Annotated in this window: 8 protein-coding genes and 1 riboswitch; of the genes, 3 read left to right on the top strand and 5 right to left on the bottom strand. The window is 67.0% G+C overall.

The features are described 5' to 3' along the window. Positions 1–86 precede the first annotated feature (86 nt). Positions 87–2,954, bottom strand: a complete 2,868-nt coding sequence (gene gcvP, locus QZ853_RS11340) for an aminomethyl-transferring glycine dehydrogenase (protein WP_295573119.1) — start codon at positions 2,952–2,954, stop codon at positions 87–89. 61 nt (positions 2,955–3,015) lie between these two features. Then, positions 3,016–3,118, bottom strand: a riboswitch (glycine riboswitch). 300 nt (positions 3,119–3,418) lie between these two features. On the opposite strand from gcvP, the gene QZ853_RS11345 reads away from it, so the two are divergent. The 3 genes from QZ853_RS11345 to QZ853_RS11355 all read left to right on the top strand — a co-directional run bounded on the left by QZ853_RS11345 (position 3,419) and on the right by QZ853_RS11355 (position 6,147). Continuing rightward, on the top strand, positions 3,419–4,645 hold the full coding sequence (locus tag QZ853_RS11345; RefSeq protein ID WP_295573121.1) for a multidrug effflux MFS transporter: 1,227 nt from the start codon (positions 3,419–3,421) through the stop codon (positions 4,643–4,645). A gap of 142 nt (positions 4,646–4,787) precedes the next feature. Continuing rightward, positions 4,788–5,684, top strand: coding sequence for a siderophore-interacting protein (locus QZ853_RS11350; protein WP_295573123.1), 897 nt, complete (start codon positions 4,788–4,790; stop codon positions 5,682–5,684). A gap of 70 nt (positions 5,685–5,754) precedes the next feature. Beyond that, entirely contained in the window at positions 5,755–6,147 is a 393-nt protein-coding gene (locus tag QZ853_RS11355; RefSeq protein WP_295573126.1) for a hypothetical protein, read from the top strand. Positions 6,148–6,229: 82 nt separating this feature from the next. Here QZ853_RS11355 and QZ853_RS11360 read toward each other — a convergent pair whose 3' ends face one another. From QZ853_RS11360 to QZ853_RS11375, 4 genes are all read right to left on the bottom strand, one after another. Then, on the bottom strand, positions 6,230–8,194 hold the full coding sequence (locus tag QZ853_RS11360) for a M2 family metallopeptidase (protein WP_295573129.1): 1,965 nt from the start codon (positions 8,192–8,194) through the stop codon (positions 6,230–6,232). Positions 8,195–8,781: 587 nt separating this feature from the next. Continuing rightward, entirely contained in the window at positions 8,782–10,431 is a 1,650-nt protein-coding gene (locus QZ853_RS11365) for a phosphoethanolamine--lipid A transferase (RefSeq protein ID WP_295573132.1), read from the bottom strand. Continuing rightward, positions 10,428–11,195, bottom strand: coding sequence for a phosphatase PAP2 family protein (locus QZ853_RS11370; RefSeq protein ID WP_295573134.1), 768 nt, complete (start codon positions 11,193–11,195; stop codon positions 10,428–10,430). Before QZ853_RS11370 ends, QZ853_RS11365 begins: the two co-directional genes overlap by 4 nt. A 111-nt stretch (positions 11,196–11,306) precedes the next feature. Further along, positions 11,307–13,010: a glycosyltransferase family 39 protein gene (locus QZ853_RS11375; RefSeq protein WP_295573136.1), complete on the bottom strand. Its 1,704-nt coding sequence runs from the start codon at positions 13,008–13,010 to the stop codon at positions 11,307–11,309. Positions 13,011–13,013: the final 3 nt, after the last annotated feature.

Here is a 13,013-nt window from a genome sequence, read left to right on the forward strand (position 1 = left end):
GTTCGTCGGTGTGGACCTTGGCCCACACGGCCTCATGAAAACGGCCCGCTTGCGCGGGCCGTTCCTGTTTCCGATGGAGCGAGGAATCACGCCTCGACTTCATCATCCTTGTAGGCATCGACCGGGATGCAGGCGCACATCACGTTCTTGTCGCCGTACACGTTGTCCACGCGTGCCACCGGCGGCCAGTACTTGCTCTGCTTCAGGCTGGCCAGCGGGAAGGCGGCCAGCTCGCGCGGGTAGGCGTGGGTCCACTCGCTGGCGGTCACCGAGGTCGCAGTATGCGGCGCATTCTTCAGCGGGTTGTCCTCGCGGTCCAGGCGGCCGTCTTCGATCGCGGTGATCTCTTCGCGGATCTGGATCATCGCGCTGATGAAGCGATCCAGCTCGTGCAGCGATTCGCTCTCGGTCGGCTCGACCATCAGCGTGCCGGCGACCGGGAAGCTCAGGGTCGGGGCGTGGAAGCCGAAGTCGATCAGGCGCTTGGCCACGTCTTCGGCGCCGATGCCACTGGTCTTCTCCAGCGGACGCACGTCGAGGATGCACTCGTGCGCGACCAGGCCGTTGCGGCCGGTGTACAGGGTCTTGAAGTGCGGGGCCAGGCGCTTGGCGATGTAGTTGGCGTTGAGCTGCGCGACCTGGGTGGCCTTGCGCAGGCCCTCGCGGCCCATCATCGCGATGTACATCCAGCTGATCGGCAGGATCGAGGCACTGCCGAAGCTGGCCGCACTGACCATGCCGACCGGACCGTTGTCACCCAGCTTGCCCGGCAGGAACGGGGCCAGGTGCTCCTTGACCGCGCACGGGCCAACGCCCGGGCCGCCGCCGCCGTGCGGAATGCAGAAGGTCTTGTGCAGGTTCAGGTGCGAAACGTCCGAACCCCACTTGCCCGGCTTGGCCACGCCGACCAGGGCGTTCATATTGGCGCCGTCGGTGTACACCTGGCCGCCGTGCTGGTGGATGATCTCGCAGATCTCAACCACCTCCTCCTCGAACACGCCGTGCGTGGACGGGTAGGTCATCATGATCGCGGCCAGGCGGTCGCTGTACTTCTCGGCATTGAGGCGGATGTCTTCGACGTCGACGTTGCCGTTGGCGTCGGTCTTGGTCACCACCACCTTCATGCCGCACATCTGCGCCGAAGCCGGGTTGGTGCCGTGCGCCGAATCCGGGATCAGGCAGATGTCGCGGTGGCCTTCACCGCGCGAGCGGTGGTAGGCGCGGATCGCCAGCAGGCCGGCGTACTCGCCCTGTGCGCCGGAGTTCGGCTGCAGGCTGACCGCATCGTAGCCGGTGCATTCGACCAGCATCGCTTCCAGCGAATCGATCAGTTCCTTGTAGCCCAGCGCCTGGTCGGCCGGTACCAGCGGATGGATCTGCGAGAACTCCGGCCAGGTCACCGGGATCATCTCTGCGGTGGCGTTGAGCTTCATGGTGCACGAGCCCAGCGGGATCATCGTGCGGTCCATCGCCAGGTCCTTGTCGGCCAGCGAACGCAGGTAGCGCAGCAGTTCGTGCTCGCTGTGGTGGGTGTTGAACACCGGGTGGGTCAGGAACGCGGACTGGCGCAGCAGGCCGGCCGGCAGCGCGTCGGCGGTGCTGGCGTCCAGTACATCAATGTCGGCCTGCGCACCGAACACCGCAGCCAGCGCGACCACATCGGCACGGGTGGCGGTTTCGTCCAGGCTGATGCCGACCGAGTCATTGTCGATCGCACGCAGGTTGTAGCCGGCGGCGCGCGCCTTGGCGTGGATCTCATCGGCATGCACGCCGGTCACGTGCAGGGTGTCGAAGAAGTCGCCACCGACCTGCACGCCGGCGTTGCGCAGCGCCGCGGCCAGGATCGAGGCCAGGCGGTGGGTGCGGCGGGCGATGCGGGTGAGGCCTTCCGGGCCGTGGTAGACGGCGTACATCGAGGCCATCACCGCCAGCAGTACCTGCGCGGTACAGATGTTGGAGGTGGCCTTCTCGCGGCGAATGTGCTGCTCGCGGGTCTGCAGGGTCAGGCGGTAGGCCGGGTTGCCCTGGGCATCCACCGAGACGCCGATCAGGCGGCCCGGCATCGAGCGCTTGTAGGCGTCACGGCAGGCCATGAAGGCCGCGTGCGGGCCACCGAAGCCGAACGGCACGCCGAAACGCTGGCTGTTGCCGACCACGATGTCTGCGCCCCATTCGCCCGGGGCGGCCAGCAGGGTCAGTGCCAGCAGGTCGGTGGCCACGGCCACCAGGCCGCCGCGTGCGTGCACGGCTTCGACCAGCGCCTTGTAGTCGCCGACCTGGCCGAAGGTATCCGGGTACTGCAGCAGCAGGCCGAAGGCTTCCGCTTCCAGCGCTTCGGCCGGGGTGCCGACGCGCAGCACGATGCCCATGGGCTCGGCGCGCGTGCGCAGCAGTTCCAGGGTCTGCGGGTGCACGGCGTCGTGCACGAAGAACACATCCGACTTCGACTTGGCCGAACGCTTGGCCAGGGTCATCGCTTCAGCAGCGGCGGTGGCTTCGTCCAGCAGCGAAGCGTTGGCGATTTCCATGCCGGTCAGGTCGGCGCACAGGGTCTGGAAGTTGATCAGCGCTTCCATGCGGCCCTGCGAGATTTCCGCCTGGTACGGGGTGTAGGCGGTGTACCAGGCCGGGTTTTCCAGGATGTTGCGCAGGATCACGTTCGGCGTGTGGGTACCGTAGTAGCCCTGGCCGATGAAGCTGCGCAGCACGGTGTTCTTGTCGGCGATCGCGCGGATCTTCGCCAGCGCCTGCACTTCGGTGATCGACTCCGGCAGTGCCAGCGGTGCCGGCGACTTGATCTTGGCCGGGACGATGGCATCGGTCATCGCATCCAGCGATGCGTGGCCGATGACGCCGAGCATCTGCGCGATCTCGGCATCGTTGGGGCCGATGTGGCGCTCGACGAACGCCGAATGGTGCTCGAGCTCACGCAGGGAAGGGGTGTTCTGGGACATGGCGAAGGATCCGTCAGGAAAGGGCACACGCACGGGCACAAGCCGCCGGTCGGCGGTCTGCGGGCGCCCCTCTGTCCTTTTGCCTGAGAGTTTAAAAGCGCGGAAAACCGCAGCTTCGTGCCCCTTCGGCGCCGGATCGAACCGGTCTCTCCAGAGTTCTGTTACGGGTGGTATCGGGCCTGAGCGATTACGGGCGTTGCGCCTTCGGCAGCGGTGTTCCGCTTCTCCCACCGTGTTGCCCACCGATTATAGCCCGTTGCGGGCCCGCCGGCCGACTCCGGACCCACCCGCTGCGGCTGAATGGCCGATGGCCCGGCCGTGCGTTTTGTGCACCGCTGCATGGCATCGGGCGCAATCCCCACCTATGATGGGGGGATACCCGAATTCATCTGGCGCCCTCCCCGTTGCAGCGGGACGGGCGCCCGCCGTGCGTGCCCCGCATGGCCCTGCCGGACGCCTTCTCCATGACCGCCGCTGTTGCTCCCTCCACCCGCCGCATGGCCCTGCTGCTTGCCGGCCTGGCCATGTTCGGCCCGTTCTCCATCGACACCATCTTCCCGGCGTTCCCGCAGCTGGCCCAGCGCCTGGCGGTGGACGAGGTGGCGGTGCAGCAGACCATCAGCGTGTACCTGCTGTTCTACGGCCTGATGAGCCTGGCGCACGGCCCGCTGTCCGATGCCTGGGGCCGCAAGCGGGTGATCCTCGGTGGCCTGGCGGTGTTCGTCGGCGCCTCGGTCGGCTGCGCGCTGTCCACCGACCTGAGCACGCTGCTGGCTTTCCGCGCGCTTCAGGGCCTGTCGGCAGGCGTGGGCATGATCGTCGGCCGCGCGGTGATCCGCGACCTGTACCACGGCCATGACGCACAGCGGCTGATGAGCCAGGTGTCGATGCTGTTCGGCATCGCCCCGGCGATCGCGCCGATCATCGGCGGCTGGATCCTGCTCAGCGGCGCCGGCTGGCCGCTGATCTTCTGGTTCCTGGTGGTGTTCGGGCTGGTGCTGCTGGCCGCCACCGCGCGTTTCCTGCCGGAAACCCACCCGGTCGAGGCGCGGCTGCCGTTGTCGCCGCGCGTGCTGCTGCGCGATTACGTGCGCATCGGTTTCAACCCGCGCTTCCTGCGCCTGGCGCTGGCCGGCAGCATCGGCTTCGGTGGCATTTTCCTGTACATCTCCTCGGCGCCGGTGTTCGTGATGCAGCACCTGCACCTGGGCGAGGGTGGCTTCGCTTGGCTGTTCATTCCCACTATCGGCGGCATGACCACCGGCTCGTTCCTGTCCGGGCGCATGGCTGGGCACACCACGCCCACCCGCCAGGTATCCATTGGATTCGGCCTGTGCGCGTTGTCGGTGCTGCTGAATGTCGGCTACGTGGCGCTGTCGCCGCAGTTCGTGCTGCCGTGGGCGGTGCTGCCGATCTTCCTGGGCGGCATGGGCATGGCGCTGATCTTCCCGATCCTGGCACTGGCGGTGCTGGACATGTACCCGCACCAGCGTGGCCTGGCCTCGTCCCTGCAGGCGTTCGTGCAGCTGATGATCAGTACTGTGGTGGCCGGCGTGGTGTCGCCGCTGCTCAGTGCCAGCCCGCTGCACCTGGCGCTGGGCCAGGCCGCATTCTTTGCTGCCGGCTTCGTGTTCTGGTACTGGGAACATCACCGCGAGCGCGCGGCGCAGGCAGTCTGCACTGGCCATTGAACAGCACGCAGGGGTAGGGCGGGGCCGTGATGCCCGCAACGCTTGCGACGGCCGGCGACCGGGATAGGCTGGAGACTCCAGCCAGCCAGTGCGTGGATGCACGACAGCCAGCCGATCCGATGTCGTCGCATGAGGTTCCCCCATGGCTGCGCAGCAGACCTACCGCCTGTTCGAGGTGGCGCTGAAGGAGCGCCGCGTTCTTTCCCCTTCCCTGGACCGCATGGTGTTCACCGGTGCCGACGTGGCACGGATGAAGACCGAAGGCCCGGACCAGCGCATCAAGGTGTTCTTCCCCTTGCCCGGCCAGGACGTACCGCAGGTGCCCCGCGGCGAGGACTGGTACCGGCGTTATCGGGCCCTGCCGGACGACCAGCGCCCGCCGATGCGGACCTACACGATCCGGCAGTTGCGCGCGGAACAGTGCGAGGTTGACGTGGATTTCGTCCTGCATGGCGAAAACGGGCCGGCTTCGCGCTGGGCCATCCACGCGCGGCCGGGCGACCGCGTGGTGCTGCTGGCCCCCGATGCCGACTGTGCGGACAGCAGCGAAGGCTGGGAATGGAAGCCGCCGGCAGGTGTCGGCCAGGTGCTGCTGGTCGCCGACGAAACCGCGCTGCCGGCAGTGGCCGGCATCCTCGAGGAACTGGCCGCGCTGGCCGATCCACCATCCACGCTGGCGCTTCTGGAAGTGGCGCAGGCCGGCGACGCGGTGCCGCTGAAGGCGCCGGCCACGGCCGAACTGGTCTGGTTGCCGCGTGGTCAGGCGGCCCACGGCCGGCCACTGCTGCAGGCAGTCCAGGCGCGGCTGGCGGCGGCCTCGGCGGTGTTCGCCGGTGACGAACTGGAGGAGATCGATGTCGACGCGCAGATCCTGTGGGAGCAGGCCGATGCCAGCGCCGCCGGGCCGCTGTATGCCTGGGTGGCAGGCGAGGCTGGGGCGGTGATGGCGATCCGTCGCCATCTGGTCCGCGACTGCGGGCTGGACCGCCGCGCGATCACCTTCATGGGCTACTGGCGGCACGGCAAAGTGCTGGACTGAAAGGGCGTGAAGCAGCGTGGCGGGCGGGGTGCGCTATCCTTGCGCCCCCCTTTCGCAGCGGTACCGCACCATGTCCACCAGCTCCAAGACCCGCCGCGACCAGCGCCGTCGCCAGGAAAAGCAGGCCGCCAACAAAGCCGCTGCCCAGGCCTCGCCGGTGGAGCCGCATGCGGAACTGCGCGATGCACAGCGCACCCTGCTGGCCGGTGTCGTGCGTCGCGACGGCGAATGGGTGCTGGGCATGGATGGCCGCATAGCCGGCCACAGCGAGAGCGCTGCGCAGGTGCTTGCGCTGATCATGCAGGCCGGTGAGCTGCACGAACGCAAGGGCACGCCGGTACGCCTGGTGTACTCCGACGCACTGCGCGATGCCGCACAGGCCGAAGCCAGGGAGAAGGGCCAGACCTTCGAGGAATTCAAGGCCGAGCTGGCTGTAGCGATCGCCGCGAAGAAGAACAGCTGATTGCGCCCAATATGTGGAGCCGAGCCATGCTCGGCTCTACAACACGAAGAAGGGGCGGATCCTCGCGGACCCGCCCCTTCTTTCATTTCGCCGCCGGCGCCGCGTTGGCCTGCCAGCCGCACATCTGGCCTTCGTTCTGCTGCTTCAGCCACTCGTTGACCGGCGTGAAGTACTCGATCATCGGGCCGGCATCGAGCTTGTCGGTGCCGGTCAGTTCCTTCAGCGTGGCCTGCCACGGCTGGCTGGCACCCTTGCTCAGCATCGCCCAGTACTTCTGCCCGGCTTCCTTGTTGCCGTAGAAGGTGCACTCATGCAGCGGGCCCTTGTAGCCGGACGCGTCGCACAGGCCCTTGTAGAACTGGAACTGCAGGATGCGCGCCAGGAAGTAGCGGGTGTACGGGGTGTTGCCCGGCACGTGGTACTTCGCGCCCGGATCGAAGAATTCTTCGCCACGGGTGCTGGCCGGGGCCACGCCCTGGTACTTGGCCTTCAGGTCCCACCATGCCTTGTTGTAGTTGTCGGCGGTGATCGAACCGTCGAACACGCCCCAGCGCCAGCGATCGATCATCAGCCCGAACGGCAGGAACGACACGCCCGACAGCGCCATGCGCATCTGGTTGTTGATGACCGCCTCACGGCTCTCGGTCGGCGCATCGACCAGGCCGATCGAGCTGAGGTACTTGGGCGTCATCGCCAGCACGATGGTGTCGCCGATCGCTTCATGGAAGCCATCGTTGGCACCGCCCTGGAACAGCGGCGGCAGCGGGTTGTAGGCCAGGTCGTAATAGATGTGGCCCAGCTCGTGGTAGATGGTGGTGAAGTTCTCTTCGTTCGGCTTGATGCACATCTTGGTACGGACATCGCCTTCCATGTTCATGTCCCAGGCGCTGGCGTGGCAGACCACGTCGCGGTCATCGGGCTTGATGAACTGGGTCTTGTCCCAGTACGACTGCGGCAGCGACGGCATGCCCAACGACACGTAGAAGTCCTGTGCGCGCTCGGTCATCTGCTTGGCAGTGCGCAGTTCGGCTTCGCGCTGCGCCTTGTACTGCGCGGCGACGTTGGCGTCCTTGCCGGCCTTGGCCAGCGCGGCGCTCAAGTTGGCCTGGTACTGCTTTTCCAGCGCGGCGGTGATGTCCAGGCTGCCGGCACCGGGGTACGGTTCCAGCTGGTCCCACAGGTTTGACCAGTCCTGCTGCCACATGTTGCCGAGCAGGTGCGCGGCGATCAGGCCGTTGCCCACTTCGGCCTTGTCCTTGCCGTAAGTCTTGTCCAGCTTGCCGCGTGCGTAGCAGTGCAGCTGCTCGTACATCGGCTTGACCTGCTCCCACAGGCGGTCGGTTTCCGGGCCGATCTGCTCCGGCGGCATGTCATAGCCGCTGCGCCACATCTGCCCGGCATCGGTGAAGCCCATGCCCTTGGCGCCTTCGTTCACCAGGCCGACAAACTTCTGGTAGTCGCCACGCATGCTCTTGGTAGTGCTGTGCCAACCCTGCCATGCATCGAGCTGCTTGTCGTAGTCGCGGCTGCGCGCCAGCACCTGCTCCAGCTCGCCGAGCTGGCGGCAGGAGTTCGGATCATTGGCATCGGTGCAGTACTTGCCGGCACCGTAGCTGCCTTCCATGCGGGTGGCGATCTGGGTCAGCTCGGCCAGCTTGGCCGGGTCGCGCGGCGCCGGCATCGAGGACATCAGCTTCAGCAGGTGGATGGCGCGCTTGCTGTCCTCGCTCATCGGCTTGCCATCGAATCTGGCGGCCTGTTCGATCCAGCTGTTGAGCTGGGTCAGCGAGCGCTCGTTGGCCTTGGCCGCGATGCGTTCCGAATCACTGTTGATGTAGGTGGAGGACAGCCACTGCGCCGAGGTCATCTCCGGGTAGGCGGCCTTGAATTCGGCATTGATGCGGGCCACGAACTGGTCCGCGGTTTCGCCGGCCGGGGCGCTGCTGCTGGCGGTATCGGTGCCTGGGGTGGGTTCCTTCTTGCAGGCGACCAGGGCCAGCGTGGCGGCGGCGATTGCCGAGGCCAGCAGGAGATGACGGTGTTTCACGGGCGGTCCTTGGGTGGTGAACGACGGCCGAAGGCTAGTGGGCAGTCGCTGTCACCGCAAGTGGCGGAAGTCGGCCGGGCGGCGCCCGGCACCCGCAGAGGCCGTCAAGCAAGGGCAACGTCAACTTCAAAAGCAACGATTCCATGGTTTGGCGGGGCGGTGTGGGCTTGCAGGACACGCCGTAAACCCGTCCATGGGGGCTCGATGGCGCCATCCATGGCGCCGACGGTCCTGCAAGCCCACACCTCCCCACCTCCGACAGATTCCGTGTGCTGTGGGTAGGTGTCGACCTTGGTCGACACATCTGTCAGGTATCGACAATCAAAATGGGGTCAGATCCGTTTTCCTCCGGAAAACGGATCTGACCCCAAGGTCATTCCAGCAGATCGCGGAAAACTGTCGAAGGCGGGGTGGGTCCGGTTGAGGGGGCGTGAGCCGCATGGATGCGGCGACCGAGCTTACATGGACGTACTTGCAGTGTCCCCCGCAACCGGACCCACCCCGCCAACCCACGGGATGCCAGCTTTTGCTGTTGCTTCGGCTCTGGCCTCTGCAGGTGCAGGGCTGCAAGCCCTGCCGAACAAACCTCAACTCTCGCAGTTGGCGAACACGTCGCGATCGCGCTCGTACAGCGAGGTCTTCACCTGCATCAGGCCCAGCACCGACGGGAACAGGTTGTCATGGTCGGTGTACGCCGCTGAACGCTTGCGCACGCACTGCAGGTCCAGCCCGCGGCTGCTGGCAAAGCCCGGCGAGAACCACATCGTCATCGGTACCCGGGTCTGTTCGGCCGGCGCGATGGCATACGGCACGCCGTGCAGGAACAAGCCCTTCTCGCCCAGCGACTCGCCGTGGTCGGACAGGTAGATCATCGCCGTGTCGTAATCCGGCATGCCCTGCAGCGCACCGATGGTTTTGGTCAGAAAGTGATCGGTGTACAGCACGGCGTTGTCGTAGCTGTTGGTGATCTCTTCGCGCGAGCAGCGGCCGATGTCACGGGTGTCGCAGGTCGGGGTGAAGCGGCGGAACGCGGGCGGATAACGCTCGAAGTAGGCCGGGCCATGGTTGCCCAGCTGGTGCAGTACCACGACCCGGTCACCCGGCTTGGCCCGCACCTGGGTGGCCAGGTCCTGCAGCAGGATCTCGTCCATGCACCGGCCATCGGCGCACAGGCCCGGCGTGGTCGCGTCGGACAGCGACTGGAACTCCAGCCCCTCGCACACGCCCTTGCAGCCGGACTGGTTGTCACGCCACAGCGTCGCGATGCCGGCGCGGTCCAGCACGTGCAGCAGCGACTGGTGCGCGCGGATCTTCTTTTCGTCGTACTCGTGGCGCCCCCACGGCGAGAACAGGCACGGCAGCGAGACCTCGGTGCTGGTGCCGCACGAATGCATGTCCGGGAAGTTGACCACGCTGGCCTGGGCCAGCTCCGGCGTCGTGTTGCGGCCACCGTTGAGGCCCCAGTTCTGTGCACGCACGGTCTCGCCCATCACGATCACCAGCAGGCGCGGCTTGCTGGCCGGCGCACGCGGCGTGGCCTTGGCGTCGGTGCCGATCGGCAGCTTCGGCGCGCGCTGCACCGGGTTGTCGCCACGCAGTGCGCGCGGCATCCCCAGCAGCACGTTGGCCGGGGTGGCGAGATAGCGCACTTCGCGCTGGTTGCGCATCAGCGCCGAGACGTCCTGGAACGAGATCAGCGCGCCGCCAACGGCGGTCACCGCTGCCACCACCAGCAAGCCGAGGCGCCACAGCAGGCTGCGGCCCCAGCTGCGGCGGCGCAGTTGCACGCGCCACAGCACCACCATCGGCAGCACGGCCAGCAGCAGCACCGGCCACAGCAGCGACACGGTCATCAGCTCGCGGCTTTCCTTGGGGTCGGTCGCCAGCACGTTGCGCAGCATGTCCGCATCCAGGTAGATGTGATAGCGGCTCATGTAGTGCGCGGCGAACGCGGTCACCAGCAGCAACAGGCTGATCACCACCTTGGCATTCCAGCGCCAGACCAGGATGCCGAGCAGCACGCCGTGCGCGCCCAGGAGCAACAGCAGCAGCGACAGTGCGTAGCGCAGGCTGCCCGGGTGGCTGGCCATGGCGCTGTGCCAGAACAGCCCGTTGCCGGCGACCGCGAAGAACAGGCTGGTCAGCGCAATCAGTGCTTCGGTGGAAAGCTGCGGCCGCCAGTGGCGCAGTCCCGCCAATGCAGGAACGCGGGCGGGGCGTTGGACCGATGCACTCATGCGTTTGCCTCCTGGCGGTTGGGACGGTCCAGCTGACGGCGGGTCAGAACGCGTTTGACGATCAGGTACAGGCCCAGCGAAAGCAGCCAACATATCAACGCGGTTGCAACGTCATGCGAGAGGAAATGGGCGCCCCGCAGCTGTTGGCTGATGCCGAACACCAGTCCGGTGCCCAGGCCGATCCACAGCCCGGCCCAGCGCCAGGACGGCCGCCACAGCAGGGCGAAGAAATACAGGCAGAGCCACGCATAGCCGGCACTGGCGTGGCCTGCCGGGAAGCAGGCCTGTGCCGCCATGCCTTCCGGGCGCAGAGTGAACAGACCGATGAAAGGCTGATGGCCGCCGTAGCGCAGCAGGTCCCAGGGGCATTCCATCGGCACCCGCGACTTCAGCAGGGAGATCACGCCTGTGCCGAGTGCCACGGCAATCACGACGTAAAGCAGCGCCCATCGCAGGGTGCGATCACGTTGTTTGCACCAGTGGTTGAAGCACAGCAGCATTACCACCAGCGCCGCTGCCGTACTCAGCCATTTGCCAGCTTTGTGCACGACGGAGCGGGTGATCCAGGCGTCCTGCAGCGCCCAGCGGCCGCCTTCAAGACGGAACAGGTGGTCGGCCACCCATTGATCGCCGCCGAAACCCATCAGCAGCGTAAACAGGGGCAGACCGATTGCGACAGGCAGCCAGAGGTGAGTTACGGCAAATCTTGACGCCAGTGGCGATGTCGCAAGCGGCGCTACCGAATCAATGGGACGGACGGGCATGCTGGGCAAGGGCGGTTCGGGAATCCGCGGTCATGCTCGTCACCTTGATGTCGGAGAAGGGTCGGACGCTCGTTCGTCCCGGGTTAATGTTTGCCCGGCCCATGTCAACGTTCAGTCTTCTTCGGCGGTCGATCCTGTCCGCTCGGCATGGCAGCCCGGGTTCCATGCGGTACCGGGAAGCAGTTGCCAACGATTCCTGTTGGCAACACCGATATCGATCACCTTGGCCGGATCCACGCAGGGGCTCATCGCATCGTCCAGCACCAGCAGCCAGCGCTTGCCAGGCGCCTCGGCCAGCCACGGGCCGGCGTCGTGCCATTGCTCGGCCCAGGGCCGCTTGAAGCCGAACTCGCGTGCGGGGCGGTCGGCCTGCAGCAGGTTCTGCTCACGCCAAGCGACCAGCGCCAGCTCAGCGTCCGGGCCGATCCGTGCACCGACCCGGCGCATCAGCGCCGAAGCCGAGGCGTAGGGGTCCAGCGCCGGGATCAGCACCAAGCCGTAGAGCATCCACAGCATGCCGTGGGTCAGCAGCACCAGCGTCGCCGCACGGCGCACCCGCAGCCATACGATCAGGGTGGCCAGAGCGATGGCGAAGGTCAGCAGACCATCGCCCAGCACCGGCAGCAGGGTGTCAGGCATCGCCCGGCGCTCCAACTGGGCCACGGCCCACGGGTGCTCGGTCATCAGCATCACGCCGAGCACGCCGGTGGCCAGCATCAGCACCACGCTGTAGCCGAACAGGTAGCGGCGAACGCACAGGCGGCGCAGCAGGCCAGGCAGCAGCGGCGCTACGGCCAGCGCCATCGCCGGCAGCATCGGCAGCAGGTACACCTCGCGCTTGCCCGGGCTGGCGCTGAAGAACAGCAGCACCAGCACTGCCCAGCCCAGCAGCAGCCACTGGCGGCGGTCGCCACGGCGCAGGCGGCGCCACCACGGCTTGAACAGCATCGGCAGCAGCAGGCTGCCCGGCAGCCACAGGGTCAGGATCACCTGCAGGTAGTACCAAGCGGGCTGCCGGTGGTGCCAGGCGTTGGCATAGCGGGTGCCGGTCTGCTTGAACAACAACTCGTGCGCGTACGCCTGCAGTTCGGCGCTGGGCGTGTGCAGCAGGGCCCAGCCGAGCGGCGCCAGCCACACGCCCACGCCCAGCAGGAAAGCCGGGATCAGCCACAGCAGGGTGGCCGGATGCGGGGCCTCCACCGCGTAGCCACGACGGCGCTGGTACAGCCACCAGCCGAACCAGGGCAGCACCATCAACAGCGGCAGGAAGCCCACGCCCTTGGTCACCGTACCCACGCCGGCGGCAAAGCCGGCCAGCCACAGCGCGGGCAGATTGCGGCGTTCGCACAGGTGTCGCATCAGGCCCCACAGGGCCACGGTGGTCATGCCCACCAGCACCATGTCGATCTGCGCGCGCTTGGCCATCAGCCCGAACTGCAGGGTGCAGAACAGTGCGGCAAGGGCATAGACCGCGTGCCGTGGCGACCACAGCCGGCGCGCCAGGTCCGATACCAGCCACAGGCTGAGCAGGGCGCCCAGCAAGGACGGCAGCAGGAACGACCACTGCCAGCTGCCGACCACCTCGTAGGCGGCGGCCTGCAGCCACATGAACACCGGCGGTTTCTCCGCGTACAGCTCCACGCCCCGGTGCGGCAGCAGCCATTGCCCGCTTTCGACCATGGTGCGGGCCGCCAGCACGAAGCGCGGCTCGTCCGGCGGCTGCGGCTGGCGAAGGCCGATGCCGGCTGCCAACGCAGCAATGATCAGCAGCCACAACAGGGGCAGGCGCCAACGGCGGGGCAGGGCTACGGGCACGGC

This window comes from uncultured Stenotrophomonas sp. (assembly GCF_913778665.1).
Taxonomy (GTDB): Bacteria; Pseudomonadota; Gammaproteobacteria; order Xanthomonadales; family Xanthomonadaceae; genus Stenotrophomonas.